Annotated in this window: 10 protein-coding genes and 1 pseudogene; 2 read left to right on the top strand and 9 right to left on the bottom strand. The window is 47.7% G+C overall.

Annotated features, from left to right (window positions below; genetic code table 11):
* Positions 1–77: 77 nt before the first annotated feature.
* Positions 78–551 (bottom strand): annotated as a pseudogene (locus tag NGM66_RS12065) (IS30-like element ISLsa1 family transposase); the annotation flags it as partial.
* Between the two features lie 293 nt (positions 552–844).
* Positions 845–2,293, bottom strand: a complete 1,449-nt coding sequence (locus NGM66_RS12060; protein ID WP_258115741.1) for a hypothetical protein — start codon at positions 2,291–2,293, stop codon at positions 845–847.
* A gap of 1,856 nt (positions 2,294–4,149) precedes the next feature.
* Here NGM66_RS12060 and NGM66_RS12055 point away from each other — a divergent pair.
* Positions 4,150–4,938: a ParA family protein gene (locus NGM66_RS12055; RefSeq protein ID WP_168868657.1), complete on the top strand. Its 789-nt coding sequence runs from the start codon at positions 4,150–4,152 to the stop codon at positions 4,936–4,938.
* Positions 4,931–5,164 (top strand): hypothetical protein, encoded by a 234-nt coding sequence (locus NGM66_RS12050; protein WP_125765999.1) that lies wholly within the window; start codon positions 4,931–4,933, stop codon positions 5,162–5,164. The genes NGM66_RS12055 and NGM66_RS12050 overlap by 8 nt, the downstream gene beginning before the upstream one ends.
* A gap of 321 nt (positions 5,165–5,485) precedes the next feature.
* Here NGM66_RS12050 and NGM66_RS12045 read toward each other — a convergent pair whose 3' ends face one another.
* The 7 genes from NGM66_RS12045 to NGM66_RS12015 form a co-directional block, all read right to left on the bottom strand.
* Positions 5,486–5,722, bottom strand: a complete 237-nt coding sequence (locus tag NGM66_RS12045) for a hemolysin XhlA family protein (protein WP_258115740.1) — start codon at positions 5,720–5,722, stop codon at positions 5,486–5,488.
* A 32-nt stretch (positions 5,723–5,754) separates the two neighbouring features.
* Positions 5,755–6,573, bottom strand: a complete 819-nt coding sequence (locus NGM66_RS12040) for a GH25 family lysozyme (RefSeq protein ID WP_258115739.1) — start codon at positions 6,571–6,573, stop codon at positions 5,755–5,757.
* Positions 6,566–6,976, bottom strand: a complete 411-nt coding sequence (locus NGM66_RS12035; protein WP_258115738.1) for a phage holin, LLH family — start codon at positions 6,974–6,976, stop codon at positions 6,566–6,568. The genes NGM66_RS12040 and NGM66_RS12035 overlap by 8 nt, the downstream gene beginning before the upstream one ends.
* A 44-nt stretch (positions 6,977–7,020) precedes the next feature.
* Complete coding sequence (locus NGM66_RS12030; RefSeq protein ID WP_168868661.1) at positions 7,021–7,170, bottom strand: hypothetical protein; 150 nt, start codon at positions 7,168–7,170, stop codon at positions 7,021–7,023.
* Positions 7,154–10,387, bottom strand: a complete 3,234-nt coding sequence (locus tag NGM66_RS12025) for a phage tail spike protein (RefSeq protein ID WP_258115737.1) — start codon at positions 10,385–10,387, stop codon at positions 7,154–7,156. Before NGM66_RS12025 ends, NGM66_RS12030 begins: the two co-directional genes overlap by 17 nt.
* Before the next feature lie 15 nt (positions 10,388–10,402).
* On the bottom strand, positions 10,403–12,523 hold the full coding sequence (locus NGM66_RS12020; RefSeq protein WP_258115736.1) for an SH3 domain-containing protein: 2,121 nt from the start codon (positions 12,521–12,523) through the stop codon (positions 10,403–10,405).
* A gap of 68 nt (positions 12,524–12,591) precedes the next feature.
* A complete protein-coding gene (locus NGM66_RS12015) occupies positions 12,592–18,075 on the bottom strand; it encodes a tape measure protein (RefSeq protein WP_168868664.1) in 5,484 nt (1,827 codons plus the stop codon).
* Between the last annotated feature and the right edge of the window lie 17 nt (positions 18,076–18,092).

Raw genomic sequence — 18,092 nt, 5'->3', positions numbered from 1 at the left:
ATTCATGATACAAAAAATGTAGGAAAACCAACAGTTCTAACCTGCCGTTTTCCTACATTTTACGGGTGCCTTTTACACCAATGACCAAATGCTAACCGTTGATTAACAGTTGTTGGCCGTTGTTCGATGGAAGTCCCACTTGTAAATTTCCCACGATTTTCGCTCACTCGGTGCTGGCGGACATTCCGATTGGGTAGATCAGTCAATTTGAAGGGGAGCCAGCCACGATTAAGCCAATTATAAATTGAAGCAGTGCTCAAGTTATAAGCGGCCGCAATGGTTTCTGGTGACCAGGTTAATCGTAAGTGATTGGTAATTAAAGTCGCTAATGCTGCCGTCAGCATCGAACGACGACCGCAATTCCGCCTTTTGCGATCTGCATCTTGCTGAGCTAATTCTGGATCATAAGGTTTAACCCGGTCCAACTCATAGCTAATCGTAGCTTTGGCGACGCCTAAGGCGTCAGCCATTACTTGGTAAGATTTATTCCCCTCATTGACCAGTTGTGCTAGTGCGCCACGTTGAAAACGTGATAAAGTAGATGTACCCAAAGTAATCACTCCCTATATTGGTTGGAATTAGCTACTACCATTGTAAGTGATTGCTTTGGGCTTTTTAATTTCTGTTCGGATTAATTATAGAATTTGCCTAATTAATTCAAATCGTTTTTAATCGATCAGAACTTAAGATCCAGACTTTTAAGCAAAAAATTCAATCTATACTTGGACTAGATCCATACTCTAATCCTTATCAGTACCAGTTAACAAAGAACTATTATGTACCTTTGCAACAAAAAAAGCCCGAATAAATTCGGACTTTTTCATGATCAATTAATATTTAAATATTAACCGAAGACACTGACATTACCAGTGTTAGTGGTAGTAGATGCGCTACCCTTAACTTCCTTAGCAGTGTTGTAGAAGGCAGATGCAATACCATTATTAGTAGCGTAAGTGCCAGCAACACCAGAAGTTAACGTGTAAACAGTGTGGTATACAACAACCTTACCGTTTTCCTTAACAGCGTTATCGGCGTCAGCCTTAACAATGTTACCAGCAGCATCCTTAGCGTAACCTACAGAGATCAAAGTGTTGGCCTTGTTAGTAGTCAAGAAGTTTTGAACGTCAGCAGCGGTGTAGTTAGCACCATTAGCGCCAGAGAAGGCAGCTGTTAACTTCGGGTACGTTACTTGGTAAACCAAATTAGCGTCAGTAGTTGCCTTAGCAGAGCTCAACTTAACTGGGGCGTTAACACCATCTTGGTAGTATGCAGCAATGCTTTGAACAGCTTGTGCACCCTTAGTAACCGTCAAGTTGATAGTGTCGCCAGTCTTAGCACTTAACAATGCAGCAGTGTTAGATGCAGTAGCTGCGTTGTAGTCATAACCAGTACCCTTCAATAAAGGAGTAGCCCAGTTATTAGTTGCCTTAGCTTGAGCGTCAAAACCAACAGCAGTACCCTTAGCATTTGCCTTAGCAGTACCAACACCAGTGTTGTCAGCGTTGTTTGCAGTCAAATTAGCTAAAGTAGTGGACTTTTTAGTCGTACCATCAGTAGCAACAAAGTTTACCTTAACATCAGTTGCTTGGTTATAAACAGCGGAAGCATCAGTCGTAACGGCCTTGCTGTAGATCCAACCATTAACCGTAGGGTTTTGTTGGTCTTCAACGTAGTAGTATAATGAGCCTTCACGAGTCTTAGTTTCAGCCTTAGTAACCTTTAAAGTGTCACCGGCGAAAGGAGTGGTGTTCTTAACAACTTTAGCAGCACCAGACTTGTATTGAGTGTACTTAGGCGCAGTCCAGGTAACATGCTTAGTACCAGGATTAGTGAAAGTAACAGTCTTACCAATCGTGCTGTCAGTCGTGTTAGCAGTAGTCGTTTCAGCGGCCTTGATACCACCACCAAAGGTGTCGGCAACCTTACCACCGTAAACATAACCACGGTACTTTTGGTCCATCGTTACAACACGGTAGTAGACAGAACCACGGTTAGTGGTCTTAACACCGTAAGCACGGAAGTAGTCAGCAGACTTCTTAGAAGAAGCTAACTTAGCCATCGTTGCCTTAGAAGCAACTATCTTAGCACCCTTAACAGTACCAGGCTTAGTGTAAAGTGCGTGAGTACCAGTAGCTTCTACGTTACGCTTAGTAGCGTCAGTAGTCAGCTTGCTGTAAGCACCGGCAGTTGCATAGCTCTTAGCACTTGCAGTAGTGGTAGTAACAGCTGAAAGACCAGCTAAACCTAACACTGCAGCGCCTACATAAATAGACTTTGCGAATGATGAACGCATAGATGAAAACCTCCTAATAATTTCTTTTTAGCAAAAACATTATGTAAATGTCCACAATCATTCTTGCTAACGGCAATTATAGCATATGTTACTGACTATGCCAAAAGAAAATTTTAACAAATTCACAAAAAAGTCACAACTACCAAAAAAGTGCATAAAAAAACCCTTCAACAGGTCAGCGGAAGGGAAGAAATCATGGATTCATCTATGCAGGAACAATTATATCTTATATGTAGCAAAAAAGCAATGACGATGAAATATTTGTAACAAAAAAGGACGCCCTGCTTGAAGGAGCGTCCAATCTTCAAAGAAGGAAGAATAAAAACCAACTTTAAAGAAATCTCTTCAAGTATAATAGCTTATAATTCCAGTAAAGTCAAACTAATTTTTGCCTTTTTTACATAATCGCGATGCCAATAACTAATATACCTACCTCTTACTCCAAGTGAAAAATTCTCATTACCTGATTTAACACGACAGGGACGACGTAGCCAATGACACACAAGATAATACCGGTCTTTTGAATAACGGTTAAGTCCTTAAAATCATGCCAGAACCCAACAACTAGACAAATAACCCCAATTAAAATTACGAATGGAATTAAAACTGCAATATTAACCCAATTAATCATGTGATCACCTCATCTATTAGCTATACCAATTTCTACTTTACATAATCGCGATTATACCAAGTAACCTTAGCTGATACCTAGAAAACAACACTCTGATATTTTTCTTTTGTGAAAATTTCTGGGAAACAATTGGTATAGCTATTCAATCCCTTAATTACTGGGAAAGGCACTTTGTGAAATTTACTGGGATTACTCCTAGACCATTCGCTTAAATTCAACTGTCTCATTCTTTGTATTAACCAAAAACTTACCAACATTTCCCTGATATTTAACGGATACTTTAAAGGAATACTTATAATTTACCCGAGTATATCGAATACTACTAATTCTCCCCCGATACCCTTGCTTATGCAAAACTCTTTTTACTTGCTCTCTCTGCTGATTGGTAATTCTTGCAGAACTCCGATAGATTGTCTTCTTAACGATCACATCTGGATTCAATGGAACAATGTAATCCTTACATTCCAACAATTCCACCAACTTTCTTTTTTCTTTGGAATTTGACTTGACGGGTTACGGTTTTCCATTCAGTTTAGAGGGAGTGACGTTTTGAGCGCAGAATTGTTCCCTGGAAACAGCTATTTGGAATAACTGAACCAGAGTACAATCCTGCTACTAAAAGTTTCCCCTTAGTTCGTCGGTCGTTAACGCCCGTCGCTTGTCTGTACAATTGCGGTATTGCTACCACCACTCATTATAAACCTACGTTTTCGGTTTAACCTATTAAAAAACGCCCTAATAGGCGTTGATGATACGTATTTATGTTTGTTCGATCACCAACTAATCAATGGCACCAAGCCGAAGCTTCGTTTTACCACCCGCGCCGTTAATGGCCGCGCTCACCATTCACCACCCAGCCGTACAGATGACCTTGTTGTGGTATAGCCAGACTTATTGAAGTCGCACTGGCAAACGTGTCCCCTTGGATTTAGACCCCAGCTTGTCCCCTAGGGCTTTAAAAATCGCACCGGCCATGATATAATAGTCATTAAACAATGATGACTTTTTTGTGGCGCTCACCGATTCCTGTCGGTGGGTGTTTTTTTGTATATAATTTAGTAGACTTATTATTTATTAATGCCCACGAAGTAATGGTAACCCTGAATCGACAGTTTGTCAAACTTCTAATAAATTATAAATAATAAATTATTTATTTTAAATTACATATTATTTATTTTAAATTATCTTCTTATTGTGTTATCATTGCGTCATTGGAGGATATACTATGAGAGCTAAAACATTACTACATTTTAACTTTAAAGGTGGCGTAGGCAAGACTACACTAAGCGTCATGAACACATATTTATTAGGTGCCAACAAAAACAAAGTTTTGCTGATTGACCTCGACCCACAGGCAAACGCTACCGAAATTATGAAAGCCACATTTAACAAAGAAATTGAACCGGCTGTGTCTCTTTACAACGGACTACTAAATTTTGATCTAAGTAAATCAATAGTTACTCTAACCGACAATATCTCAATAATTCCAGCTGATTGGGAACTAAGTTTATGGCCTGGTAAAGCTGAAAAAATTAAGTCTCATGACCGCATGCTTATATTAAGCGAGCTGATCAAGAGCTTTAAAGAACAATTTGACTACATTATTATTGATGTTCCACCAACACTCTCCATTTTTACCAACAATGCAATCTTAGCAAGTGACTATATATCGTTAGTATTGCAAACTCAAAAGCAAGCTTACACATCTGTCCTTAAAACTGCGCAGTATATGTTTCAATTAAAAAGTGATTATCAAGCATCTTTTAACGTTGCTGGTGTAATTCTTTACCTCGTTAAAAAAGACGCCAAAGTTGATAAAGAAATAACACAAGCTGCCATAGATTCATTTGGAGACGCTGTATTTTCCAACAGAATTTGGCAGCAGGAACGAGTTAAGCTGTTTTCAAACGAAGGCATCAAAAATGAAGACCACTGGGATAAACGAGCAATTGGAATGTACGATATGGTGCTAAAAGAACAACTAAAACGGATTGGAGAAATGGAAAATGGCTAATGATTTTTTAGGAAAATTAGCAAAACAAGCTAACCAACAACTAGGCGACAATGAAAGCCCATTTAAACAAAAAAAAGAAGTCACTAGGCCCGTACAAGTACGTGAGGGTACGTATAAAATGATTAAAGATATAGCCTATCATAAGGAAGCTAAGATAGTTGATGTCATTGATTCTATGCTTAAATACGCTATCAATTCAGGCGAGTTTGACGAAGATAATAAATAATTTAAAATAAAAAATAAATTGTTTATTTTAAATTACAAAAAACTTTTTTTGAATCGTTAACTGAGTCTGAACAAAATACGCTTACGACTCAAATACAGACTTTGGCAACCAGCGATGCTAATAAATTAAAAAGTAAATAATCACGCGCGCTCAGACAACACGTTCACCTTTTAGACGTATAACTTGTCCGTTTAAATGAAGCAGAATGCACACAAAAAAAGACCATCCAAAGAAGATGTTATGTGGGTATCTTCTTAGACGGTCTTTTTTTATGGATGGAATGTCAGAACGAGATTAATTATAACACTTGGTTATCCGTGGTTACAGAAATTTCTCGATAACGTATATCAGGAGGGTGACTCCAATCCCTGAGATTAGAATGCCAATCAGCCAGTTTTGAATACTGGTCAATCGGTCAATTCGATGAGAACTCTCAATGGATTTTGCCAGAGCTTTATCGGCTTTGTTATCAATCTCATCTACCTGATTGAGTTTGTCCTCAATGTCTTCAACTTTCTGCTTGGTAGCACTCACATCCTTTTGAATGTCAATCAGCATTCGGGTGGTATCCGTTAAGTCTCCATGGGGCATTACTTACCACCCGACTTTCTAACCAGCTTCACGTATTTCTTGTTAGCTGAGATATAGCCAACGCCAGTCTTAATCCGGTAAACCTTACCGTACTTGACGGCCTTACCGTAAATGGTACTGCCCTTGGAGAAGTGAACACGGCGCTTATTAGCCTTGTTTAGGGCTGGCTTACTATACACGTTAACATGATTGGTAATCACTTCGTACAGGCCGTTATCAGCCCAGTATGAGGCTTTCTTATGGGTTACCTTGGTAGCCTTACCTGAAAGCTTACCATCGAAATCATAACTGCAATCTACCCCGTGCCAGTTGTCGGTATATTGCCAAGCGTTGGCATTAGCTACCCCCGGTTGACTGACACCATAAGCCGCCACCCAGATTGCTTTATCTACCAGTTGGGAACGATTGATCCGGCCAGCATTGAACCAGCTACCTGATCCGTACGTAATCACATTCTTATACCCGTGACTAATCAGATACCGAAGGAATACGTTAACTTGGCTGGTCGTCTTCCATGGTAAATCGGGTGCTTCCACGTCAATGGCTAATACCGTGGACTTATCTAGTCCCATCTTCTTCACCCAAGCCAGAAAGTATTGAGCTTCAGCCGTTCCCCGACCATGGAAGAAGTGGTAAACCCCGACGGTATCGAATACTTTGAATCCATTGGCAATCTGGTTACCAGCCTTGGGACTGAGATAACCAGTGCCTTCAGTCAGCTTGACCATAATCCCATCAGCACCCCACTTTTTGAGTTGCTTAATGTAAGCCAAGGAATCGGCTTGGTATGATGACAAATCAACAATCTTTTTAGTCATCGCTGTCAGTCCCTTCTGATGGGGTCATAACCTCCGTTGGTGCTGGTACAGAGATTGGGGCATGATTATCCCCACCGGCTACCTTGTAACTTTGGTAAGCTGCTTCTACCTTGGCCCCGGCCGTTTCCGTTGAAATGCTCTTGCCGAGGTTCTGCATTGCGTTGACCACGTACTTGACGGCCTCAGCCTTGCGGTCACTGTTGGACAGCGGGGCCATGACTGACATTTCTGCTACGATTGCAGCCGCGTAGTTGTCCGCAATCTCAAGGTCGTGTTTGGTGCGCTCGTCCTTTTGCGTGGCGATTTTAGCTTTAACCAGTGGCCGTAGCAGTGCATAAATGGCTGGCACTACGGTCAGCACGAAAGTTAAAACGGAAGCAATATCAAAAGTACCTTCAATCATAAATAACACCCTCTCAAAATTAGTAGATCATGTCGGTGCCAGCACTACTTTTGTTGGGATTGCAATGCTGCGGTCAGAACGGCCTTGTCCTTTTCCAGCTCAGCAATGCGGTTAACTAAGATGGTAACGACCTCGGTAGGGTCGGCTTTAATCATGTCTGGTGCTGGTTGCTGCTCTTTACTTGGTTTCGTCATTGGTTTTCACCCCCTTTAAGGTAGCCACGTCGTCACGCAATTTGCTTAGAACCGGGATAAGTAGAACCCACAGCTTTGAGTAGTCAACACCTTCAAGCTCACCTTCTTTTCCGTAGTACAGGAACTTGTCGAGGCCAAGCGCTTGCAAGTCCTCAGCGATAAGGCCGGGCTGCTCGGCGGTAGTAGCGTCGGGGTTCGGCTCTTTGTTCTTGCTGGCCGAGTCCACAATGTCTTGAATTGAGGGCTTGTCAAACCAGTATTTTGGCTTGGCTTTAAGCAGTGCGTCAGAGAGCGTATCAAGGTCGTACATGTCATGAATGTCCTGCTTGTACTTGCTGGCAGAGGCAACTCGGGCAAGTCCGCCGTGAACGGTAACGTAAACGTTGGCCCCGTGAGAGTTCGTGACGTTGTAAATTGAGTTTGAGCGAACCATACTGGTTCCCGTCCCAGACTCAAGGTGCAAGTCGTCGGTGGCCCCGTCTGGCTGTACGAGCTTGGTGTGCAGTCGAGTTGGTGCGTAGACGTTTGGTGCAGTGAGTCCAACCGAGTGGCTTAGCCCGTTACGGTCAACCGTAAACACGTCGGTTCCATTAGAGTTACCGAGTGCAATTTTTAGCCCGTTCATGTAGGTGCGGCCCACTAAGTTGCTGCGGGCGCTGTCCTGCATTTCATTCTTGATCCCGCCGGCGTTGATAATGGTCGTGGTGTAGTTGGTTCCAGTCCCATCAACCATGCTGCCAGCAGTGTTGTAACTAGCCCACGAATTTTTAGAGGCGTCGTAGTATTGCGTTTGGCCGCTAACGACAAGCTCACCTTGAGCCATTGCGACAGTCCCTTGTGCAGCGATTGGCTGGTAGAAACGTGGGTCTTGAGTAATCGAGTAAGACGACCACACAACCCCACCGTCACCGAGGGAAATTAGCGGCGCGTCAATCGAGGCCCCGGAAATGTTGGCACCAACCAACTGCTTTTGGAACGGGATAGACGACCACTTGCTTGAAAGGCATTGCTGAACGTCGTCCACGTTTTCAGCTTTTAAGGAAATCTGCGAGTCATTGACCGCGTTGCCTGTTGAACCCGCAACAGTGACGGTCTTAGTTTCGGTGTGGTATGCAGCCGGGTCACTTCCGGCGTTGGTATCAGTACCGTAGCGCGTCCCACTGGTCAAGTCCTTAATTGGAACGTAAGCGATCCCGCCATTGTAAGCCGTGTAGTAGCACCACAGAATACCGGACTCGATAACCTTGCCGTTGTAGGTGGCTGACAGTCCGCTATAGGTATAGGCCCAGGTCGCCGCAGTCATTGACGGCGATTGCTTAATAGGGTGCTGTCCCGACCAAGTGAACCGGCCAGAGGCAGCGACTTTGGTGCCGTCGTTAGAAACTTGCACCGTAACAGTTTTGGTAGTGCTGCCCGTCCCACCGTTCGTGCTGTCGTCGTGATAGTTCAGGTATTGCTCGGTGTCGGTCACCTTGAACCACAATGCCCCGTCGTCGGCCCCCGTTGGCTGGTTAGGTTGAAAGTAAACATTGTCAGCAAAGTAGGTCTTTGAAACGTTACCCACTTCGGTGCTGGCTTTCGTTGCCTCGTCGTGTGCGGTGTTTGCGGTGCTCTGTGCATTATCGGCAGCAATCTTGGCGGCGTTGGCGGTGGTGTTGGCAGTATTGGCCGTGCTCTTTGCAGCCGTGGCGTTCGTGTTGGCAGTGTTAGCCGTGTCCTGCGCGTTGCCAGCGGTTGTCTGTGCAGTGTCGGCAGTAGTTTGTGCAGAACCAGCTACCGTCTGTGCTTTCTCTGCCGTTGCTTGAGCACTGCTGGCAACAGTTTTGGCGTTGGTGGCTGTGGTTTCCGCACCTTTTGCAGTAGTTTGAGCAGTGTCAGCAGCAGTCTTGGCAGCCCCAGCAGTGGTGGTGGCCGAGTCCGCTTTTTTAATAGCGTCGGTCGCGTTTTTGGTGGCGTTCTCTGCTACGGTATGTGCAGAGTCGGCCGTATTGCTTGCTGAAATTGCGTCAGAATGCGCCTGTGCAACGTCTTTTTTTAGCTGTGTTAGGTCAGAGTCGACATTCAATTTCTTAGGAGTGATGGTCGAGTATTCGCCCAGAGTCAGCTCGTGCACTGAGGGGTCGGACTTGGATTTTGAGACTTTGATAACGCGAGCGTCTACGATCATAGCCGGGTTTAAATCAAAGTCCACAACCCGAAAGTCGTCACCGATACCGCCCGCAATATCTGACCGAACTTGAACGGTGTAATTGTATCGAGGGTGGTTGTACATTTTGAGCTGCTTCTTACCCCACGCCAGCAGGCCGGCTGAGTTTTTAATGGTGTCAGAGGTTATGGTTCCCTCTAACCACGTTGACCCCCGGCCCTTGATGTCGTGGTTGTACTTAGCGTTGGCGTCCGGGTCAGTCAAGAACGCAACACCGTTGTTGGCGTCCTCAATGGTGGCCCCGTCGTTCCCCAGCACGTACAGCTTAGTAACAAGAGCGTCGTCAACCAGTTTGCGGTCAACACCCACCAAGTCGTTGCGGTAGTCCAACCGGGTTCGTTTAGTGCTGCCGATATGGTCAGACACTTCAACAATCTGGTCGGTAACGTCGCCCACGCTGTCGAGCTTTACGTAGCAGTCAACGTCTAGGTCATAGTCCGCAGCGAGTTGCTGCAAGTAAGACTGAGCCGAGCTGCTGCCGTCGTACTCTTCCTTGAGAGTCATAATTGACTTTGAATTATACTCAAGCCGCCACCCGGATTTGGCCAGCAGGTTGGTGAATGCAGTTTCGGCATTTACCGAGTTGCTGCTGAACGCCGTCGGGATAGTCCGGGCAAGTTTCCACTCACAGAGGTTCTGAGCGTCAAAGCTAAATGACTGGTCAGTTTCTTTGCTGCTCTGGTCAATATTCATCATGCGCATAACATAATGCTTTTGGTTTTCAGAGTCGTAGTAGAGCAAGTGGTTGCCGGGTACGATGTTCTGAGCGTCCGGGGCATTACTTGGCACGGTGATACCAGTAATGGTGTGGTCGTAGGTCTTTTTATTCGCAGCCAAGTTGATGGTGTTGAACGTGTCTTTGAGGTCTTCCCAAGCAAAGGCACTGTCGTCCTCGGCAATGCTTTGGTCGATGGTATCGCCCCAAAATGGGGTTCCCGCTCGTACATGGTTACTCAGTAACCCAATACGCCGCAGTTGATTATCTAAAATAATGTATTCGTCGTCGCGCATAATCTCGCAACCTTTCTATTGGATTGCCGGCCGAACACTCACGGAAATATCAACGTCGGGGCTTGAGGGATCAAAGGCAAGGGTGTTGTCCTTGCCACCGTCTAGCATGAAAAACGTCGAGTCCGGTGTAATTAGATAGTCGGCCGGTTCGTTATTCAGGAACACATGCCCGGTGTCGCAGTTAATATGCAGCTCGTCACCGGCATGGAAAACCTGTTGGTCAAAGTCGGACAAGTCACTATTTCCGGTAGCGCTTTGGTCGGGAATGGTGGTGCTGTCCCCAGAACTTGCAGCAGTGTCGGGCTTGACCGGGTTAACCGGGTTCGAGTCGGTGCCGTAAATTGCTTTGCCGGCAGTGTCATAGTAAGCCGCATAACGTCGGCCGCCAGAGTAACTGATATAACTCAGCCAGTAATAGCCGTTGGTGTACTCTTTGCGGTCATAGGCTACGGACTCACCCGCAGCATAGGTAGCGGCTACGGTTCCGGTGGTGTCAGGTGAATTTCTAACGTTGACCGCTGCGTTAAAGGTAAAGGTTCCCTTAGCGTCAATGGTGTACTTGTCAGGAGTTGTGCCCGGTGCCGGTGGTGTTCCGCCAGTGCTTGCCGTCCCTGAGCCGCCGGTAGTAGTTGACCCGGTAGTAGTGGCCGGGGTCGGCGCGTCGAGTAGCTCCTCGACCTGATAATTACTCATGGTCTGAAACACATTTTTGTACGCAACCTTGGCCTTGTCCTCGGTGATGTCGTGCTTAGCCGTAAAGAACGCCACCGTCCCAAGGTCAAAGTCGAACGCGCAATTAGTATCAACGTAAGCCACCTTGTTCTTGCCAAAGTGAACCCCGGTCGATAGGTACACGGCCTTTTCAGCGTCCCACTGGTCAATTGAGTAACCCCAGTTGATCGCGGTAGTTCCGTCGGCCTGCTTAACGTACTGCTTAATCAAAGTAAACTGACCGAAAAAGTCAGAGAACGCGTCAACCATTTGCGCGTTGTCGAGGTACTTGGTGGCTTTCTTGTACTTTACCTTGACCTTTTCGGGCCTACTGGTGTGAGTCAAACTCATAGCTGAGCCGTAGTACAGATTTTTAAAGTCCTTGCCCTCAGTACCATTAGCAAAGTTACTGCCAATTTGAACGTAGGCTTGAGGGTAACCCCCGCCTTTAACGTCCTTGATACCAATACGGCCACAAGTACGCTGCTTGGTGTCGAGAATGTAAACCTCAACCTTAGCCATAGCCCGGTAGTTGTGCGCACCGCTGTACTTACTGTGGTGTAGTCGGACTGATAGTTTCCAGTTCTTTGGCGAGTACGGCAATGCTTGGTGAAGCTCACCGGGGCCGTACCATTGTTCGTGGGTATTGACCTTACCAAAGTTGTAAGTTCCGTCAGAGTTCTTGGCTACCCGCAGAGAGGCGTCGGTTGAGGCCATTGCCCCGTCAATGTCGAGGTTGATGGTGCTAACCGGGTTCACGTTCTCTTTAATCGCAGTCCACGTTGAGAGCGTAGTGCAGGGGTCGTGAACTAGCATTCGGGTCTTGTCGTCGCTGCTCGTCCCGTCGCTGCCAGAATCAACGTCGGCGTCGCCACCTAGTTGGATAAACTCAGTGGATTGCTCGCCCGTGTCTTTAAGCACGGTGAACGTCTTCACGTCCTTGTTGAACGTAGCAACAATGATCGCGCCAACGGGCGTGTTTCCCTTAACAGGTAGCACCGCCGTGGTCGAGGCGTCGGCAACGTCCCAGTCTTGCTGCTCAAGGAACCCGCGCGGGTCTGAGCAAACAAAGGTGATAGTTGACGACCAATCAGAAACACCGTCGTTTAGCGGCTCGGGGTCACTAATCTGCGTAATGTGGGCGTAGAACGTATAGCCCGGCAGGTCGTCGAACGTCAACGGGTACTCAGTACCACGTTCCTCTTGCGGGTCAATGAATGCAGCAGAAAGCTCACGAATTTTTTGCTCGGCCAGTTGACCACCAGCCACCGAGTACAGTTGCGAATACGGCGTTAGGTAGTAGACCGGAACGTTGATGGTCAACGCCCCATAAGACGACCCCTGATACACGGGGCCGTAACGGGCAGGAATGACCTGCGAACTTTCTGTGATTGCAGGGGTGACCGGCAATAGTACCTTGCCCATGACTAGGCCCAGGTCATCGTTGGTCTTGCCCTTGTATGAAAAACCGTTACCTTTGATAATAAGACCCCCTAGCCTCGTTTGTTTGCGTCAAGTTGGTAATGCCGGCTCTTCTCGCCGTTGTAGGCATTGTAGACTGCCCGCGAACTGATACCAGTTGGTTTCTGAGCAACCAGTGTCATGAAGTCCGTCATCAAGCCAATCAACTTATCAAGTTTATTATTAATTGTGGAAGTATCTGCCGCAACGCTTTGCGGCGCGGTTTGGCGGTTTAATGCAGAGTCCTGATTGGCGAACTGTGCAGCCACCTTACCGATAATCTCCCAGCCACGTGAACGCTTGGTCATGTCCAATGGCACAATGGCCTCGGGGTGGTTATGTTCGGCAACTTCAACCATTTGGTGACGGCTAACAATCCCGCCGTTTTCGTACCGGCGGTGTCCAGTTGGCCCCCAACCTCCTGTGTGCAGGTCGCGTCTCCAGTTAGAGTCATTGAACATGGCTAGTATCTGGTCATAGGCCGATAAAATGTTTTTGTGTCCCGATACAGCGTAGTGCGTGAAGGTAGAGTCGATAAATTGTAGAAGTCCCTTTGACGGGTGGCCTGCTTTGGCATTGGAATCCCAATGGTTAACGACCGACGCATTGCCGCGCGATTCGTGCCAAATAACATGCTTAATCTTTGCCAACTCACTAGCTGTCAAGCTAACGTGCATAGCCTTAGCGGCTTTCTCAATCATGCTGGTTGAATAACCACCACTTGCAGAACCAAAGTCGGGAGCAACCAGTGGGGCGAGGTGCTTGGCAATAAAGTCAAACACACCGCTACCCAGTTGACTCTTTACCAGCTTTTGCAGGGCACCACTTGCTTTTGGCGTCTTGCTCTTGCTGTCGTCACTCTTCACAGAGCTGCTCTTGATTTTGGTAGGGTCAAGCCAACCGGCAGTAGACGAACCACCAATGCTGAACATTTTGTGTTTAGTAGCACCAACGTGAACGTGCGTTCCGCTAGGCCCCAGAACCGCGATGGCTTGGCCGGCCTTGACGTGATCGCCCTTGCCGACTAAGAACTTGGCACCAGAGTTGTACTTGCCGTTCAATTCTTGGTAGATATAGTTGAGGCCACCGCCACCAATAACAAGGTTTTGACCGATACCAGAGGCACCGCCCCAGCCTGCGGGTGCACCACCCTCACGCAAAACAGTACCGGTGTTCATAGCGTGAACGGTCTTACCACCCGAGTAGTCTACCCCGTCGTGTTGTGAGTAACCGCCGCTTACCGCGCCACGGTTCCCAAAACCAGAGGTAACATGCCAACCGGCACCAGGGCTGTGGGTAACAGGGCCGCCCGCGCCGTCGTCACCGGCGTTGATTGCTGAATTAATCATGTCCCAAGCAGCAGACCACCAAGACTTGGCTTGGTTGACAATGTTGCCTTTGAACATGCCCGCAAGTCCCTGCTCAACGTCACCGGCAATGCCTTTAAAGTTGAGCTTGTCCGTAAAGAACGACTTGAGACTTTCGACAGGGTGGGCAACGATTTTGGTCACAGTTGAAATCATTGATTTAAACGAGCCAAGCGCATTCTTGGCCCAGTCAATGGCACCACCGGCTTTTTGACCGAGCCAACTAGCAGCGGAACCCAGGGCGCTACCAATGCCACTGAGAATGCCAGTACCGTTGGCAAAGTGGCGTACCCCAGCACGGCTCATGAGTCCTGCGGTTTCGGACGCCGTAAAGACTTCGGTGTGGGCCGGAACTATGCCCGTCCAGTTACGCTGAGTTGGCATGAAGCTACTGCCATCAGGTAAAACGGCCAGTTCACGGTTCCCCGTTGCAGGGCTGTCGTTACCGTCGTTCAGGGTTGCCAGAGTTGGCTTAGTGATCGGGTTGCGGCGTCCCGCGCCGGCCCCAGTACCTTGAGCGTAGTGCGTGGAAAGTAGGCCGATAGTGTGCTTCTTACCCCCGAACTTGGAAATAACCCAGTTAATTGCCCTAATACCAGCATTAATAACCTTGGCAACCGCACCTAATCCTCGACCAACCTTTTTCTTGATTGATGTCCAGATAGTGCTTGTAAATTTAGCAATTGCGTTCCACATCTTTTTCCAATAAGAATGCAATTTTCCGAGCCACTTGTGTACGGTGTGGTAAATCGCCTTGACCGGCTTACTGACGTACTTTTTAATCCGTTTCCATGCGGACGAGGTGGCATGCTTGATGGTTGACCAAGCGCCCTTCACCGCGTGAACGACCGCGCGAACAATGTACTTGTTAACCGCCGAACGAACCCTTTTGACCGGTTTAATAACATGCTTTTCAACGGCTTTCCATGCGGACGAGGTGGCGTGCTTAATACCTGACCAAGCAGAGCGAACGACCTTGGAAATGCCCCTAGCGATATGGCCGACAGTCTTAGAGATACCGCCCCATACCTTCCGGGTGATTTTGCCGACTGACCTGAATACCTTAGACGTGACAGACTTAATACCCTTCCATGCAGAACGGACGGCTTTACCAGCAGCCCTAGATACGCGGGAAATGGTTTTGCCAATTGGTTTCCAGAGCTTGGCCGAAATCTTTGCGACAGCACCAAATACCTTAGACGTGACAGACTTAATGCCCTTCCATGCAGAGCGGACGCCTTTGCCAACAGCCTTGGCAACGGAAATAATTGGTTTCTTGATTTTCTTGAACGCGATAACTGCAAGACCAACCACCAACGCAATTGGAATCACAATTGCCATTTTAAGAGCGCCCTTGATAAACTTTCCGGCACCCTTAAAAATGTTGGCAACGCTCTTGATTGCCTTTGAGGCACCCTTTACTAATGGCTTAAAGAAATTGCCAACGTGCTTAAACCCTTTACCAAACGCGGTTTTCCAGCGCTTGACACCCTTGCCAATAGACTTGCCAACGTTAGAAACGGCTTTCCCGATTGACTTTTCCCAACCGAGTTTCCCAGAAAACGCATTGCTGAGAGTCTTTTTCCAGCTCTTGGCATTGGATTGGATCAGTTTACCAATTTTCCCGCCGCCTTTTTCACCGAGCCAGCTACCAGCAGCGGCACCAACCGCAGTACCAACACCGGGCAAAATGAGAGAACCAAGGACGCCACCAATACCACCACCGGCAACTGAGCCAGCAGTTTGGCCGACTTTCTTGCCGGCGTTTTTCTTGTTGATACCGATAAGGTCAGTTGCAGACAGTGCAAGGCTCAGGGGTGAGGCTTTAAGCGCACTCTTGGCCCCAGTCTTAAGTAATCCCTTGGCACCACCGCCGCCCGCTTTTGCGAGGTCAGCAATACCACTGAACATACCCTTGCCAGACTTGAGGCCACCAAGCAGCCCCTTGCCGTCTTTGAGTCCGCTAAACATGCCCTTGAAATTGATTTTCTTAAACCCGCCTTTGAGAACGTCCCGCAGGCTCTTGAGCGCTTTACCTAATGGCGTTAGCTTTCGGGTTGCACCCTCGGCGTCCTTGCCAAGACCGAGCAACTTCTTGCCCCACGTCATTGACTTGCCGACACCTTTAAACAGACCGGCAACCGGCCGCAGTACAAGGGTCAGGGCCTTGAATGCACCGTTCATGAGAATGGTCGAGGCAATCATGTCACCAAACAGCTTAGGGTGCTTGGCAGCAAAGTCACCGACTACTTGCAGAACGGGCAGCAGGGCCTTGAGCGTAGCAACAAAGACCTTGAGACTGTCTGAGCTAATCTGTGAAAAAATCTTAAAAAAGCCCTTGATGTCTTTGGCGTGGGCCGCAATCGAGTTAGATACTTTGGTGATTGTCTTGGCGAGTCCATTCATGAAGCCGTCCATTGCGCGTGGTACAGACTTAATGTTGAACGCCTGAGCAAAAGCCTTGGTGATCGTATTGAAACCACGGGTCGCCGCAGCCCCAACCTTGGTGAACTCTTTTTCGGTACGCTTGTCGGAAACCCACTTGGAAACGGCCCCCAGAATAGGGTTCTCAGCTTTCATGAATGGCTTTTCGATGTCACCGAGCAGAGCAGGCACCCGGGCCTTGATTACACGTTCCATACCGGGCAACGTCTTCATAAGGTTTTCGGACGCGTCACTGTACTTTTTACCAAGTTGGTTCATGACATTTTCGGCGTCCTTGGCTGAAATCTTACCCGCAGACATTTGTTTGCGCAGTTGGGACATGGTGAGTTTAGAGTTTTTCTGAACTCTTTGCTCGTACTTGAGTAGGGCTTTCCCATACATTGGTAGAGCGTCCGTAATGTGGTTGAAGTCACCAACCTGCATTTTTGAACTACTCATCATGTGGGTAAAGTTCAGCCCTAAGTTCTTGGTGTTCTCAGAGGTCATACCTACGGCGTCGGACATAGTGAGCACTGACTTGGTAAGGCGCTCAGTAGGTTTCTGCTTGTCCAAAACGTGATAGAATTGCTGGTTCAGTTCGTCGGTAACGTCAACGTCCTGCCCCATTGCGACACTGAGCCGGTTGGTGGTGTCAACCATTGCCTGCCCCGCCTTAGCGGAACCAGCAAGAGTCGTCCACGTCGCGAGCATTTTCTGCTGAGTCTTGTCGTACTCGGCACCCGCGTGGATCGCGTCGTTAATGTGGGTAGTAATCATGTTCCAAGCACCAACAGCAGCGTTAGCCGCAATGGTGCCCCCAAAGATTTTGCCAAACAAGTGGCTAGTCTTTTCGGTGCTTTCGTTGACCTTAGAAATAGACGACCGCAACCGGTTCAAGCCGGTGGGCCGAATTTTCTCTTGACTTGACTGCACGCGGGTCAGTTCAGTGCGTAGCTTGGCCGTACTGGTGGCCGTTTCATTGACCCGGATTTTTTGCCGGTTCAGGTCACTGTTAGCCCCACTGAGAGCAGTCTTGTACTTTTCAACCGCACGGGCGGCTGTCTGGTACTCGTCGGTGTTCTGTTTTCCGGCCTCGTCTAACCCCTTGAGGGTAGTCTTGGCCTTTTCGTAGGAAGCGCGTAAGTCGTCAACCCGGTTCTGGTAAGTCTTGAGTTCAGCAGCCTGTTTACTCTGCAAGGTACTCGACTTTTCGAGAGTAGACTGGTAGCCCTTGGCCTCAGCCGACAGAGCCTTGTACTCTTGGCCCTCAGCCCGTAGCCGGGCAACACTCGACTTGGTTAGGTCATTGTTACTCTTGATACTGCGTTGCAGTGCAATCACGCCGGACTTGTACCCGGTAAGTGATTGCTTGGACTTATCTTGTTGACGGGTCAGGGACGCAATGCGCGTCTCCGTCCGGTTAATCTGGGCTTGATACTTGGCATACTGCCGCGCACCTTCTTGGGTAGTTTGGTCAAGCCCTTTCTGCTTATCGCGCAGTGCAGAGATAACATCTCGGTTAGCTTTGATAGTTCGGCTCAAGCCGGTGTACTTGGTCTCAGCCGCCTTGACGTACTCGCCTGTTGACTTGAGGGCGGCACTCTGGGCCTTCCATGAAGTCGTCACGGACGACACAACACTACGCAAATTCTTAAGTGATTTAGACGTTTGCAAAGTATCAAGGTAGACCTCGGTACTCATTTGCGCGTCAATTTTTTTAACCACTGTGATACACCCCTTTC

Source organism: Levilactobacillus yiduensis (genome assembly GCF_024718525.1).
Taxonomy (GTDB): Bacteria; Bacillota; Bacilli; order Lactobacillales; family Lactobacillaceae; genus Levilactobacillus; species Levilactobacillus yiduensis.
The sequence above is the reverse complement of the archived record's forward strand: the minus strand, read 5'-3'. Positions and strand labels throughout refer to the sequence as shown.

Excerpts from the sequence above, each read along its gene's own strand:
- NGM66_RS12060 (WP_258115741.1), bottom strand. The coding sequence starts at position 2,293 with ATGCGTTCATCATTCGCAAAGTCTATTTATGTAGGCGCTGCAGTGTTA.
- NGM66_RS12055 (WP_168868657.1), top strand. The coding sequence starts at position 4,150 with ATGAGAGCTAAAACATTACTACATTTTAACTTTAAAGGTGGCGTAGGC.
- NGM66_RS12050 (WP_125765999.1), top strand. The coding sequence starts at position 4,931 with ATGGCTAATGATTTTTTAGGAAAATTAGCAAAACAAGCTAACCAACAA.
- NGM66_RS12045 (WP_258115740.1), bottom strand. The coding sequence starts at position 5,722 with ATGCTGATTGACATTCAAAAGGATGTGAGTGCTACCAAGCAGAAAGTT.
- NGM66_RS12040 (WP_258115739.1), bottom strand. The coding sequence starts at position 6,573 with ATGACTAAAAAGATTGTTGATTTGTCATCATACCAAGCCGATTCCTTG.
- NGM66_RS12035 (WP_258115738.1), bottom strand. The coding sequence starts at position 6,976 with ATGATTGAAGGTACTTTTGATATTGCTTCCGTTTTAACTTTCGTGCTG.
- NGM66_RS12030 (WP_168868661.1), bottom strand. The coding sequence starts at position 7,170 with ATGACGAAACCAAGTAAAGAGCAGCAACCAGCACCAGACATGATTAAA.
- NGM66_RS12025 (WP_258115737.1), bottom strand. The coding sequence starts at position 10,387 with ATGCGCGACGACGAATACATTATTTTAGATAATCAACTGCGGCGTATT.
- NGM66_RS12020 (WP_258115736.1), bottom strand. The coding sequence starts at position 12,523 with ATGGGCAAGGTACTATTGCCGGTCACCCCTGCAATCACAGAAAGTTCG.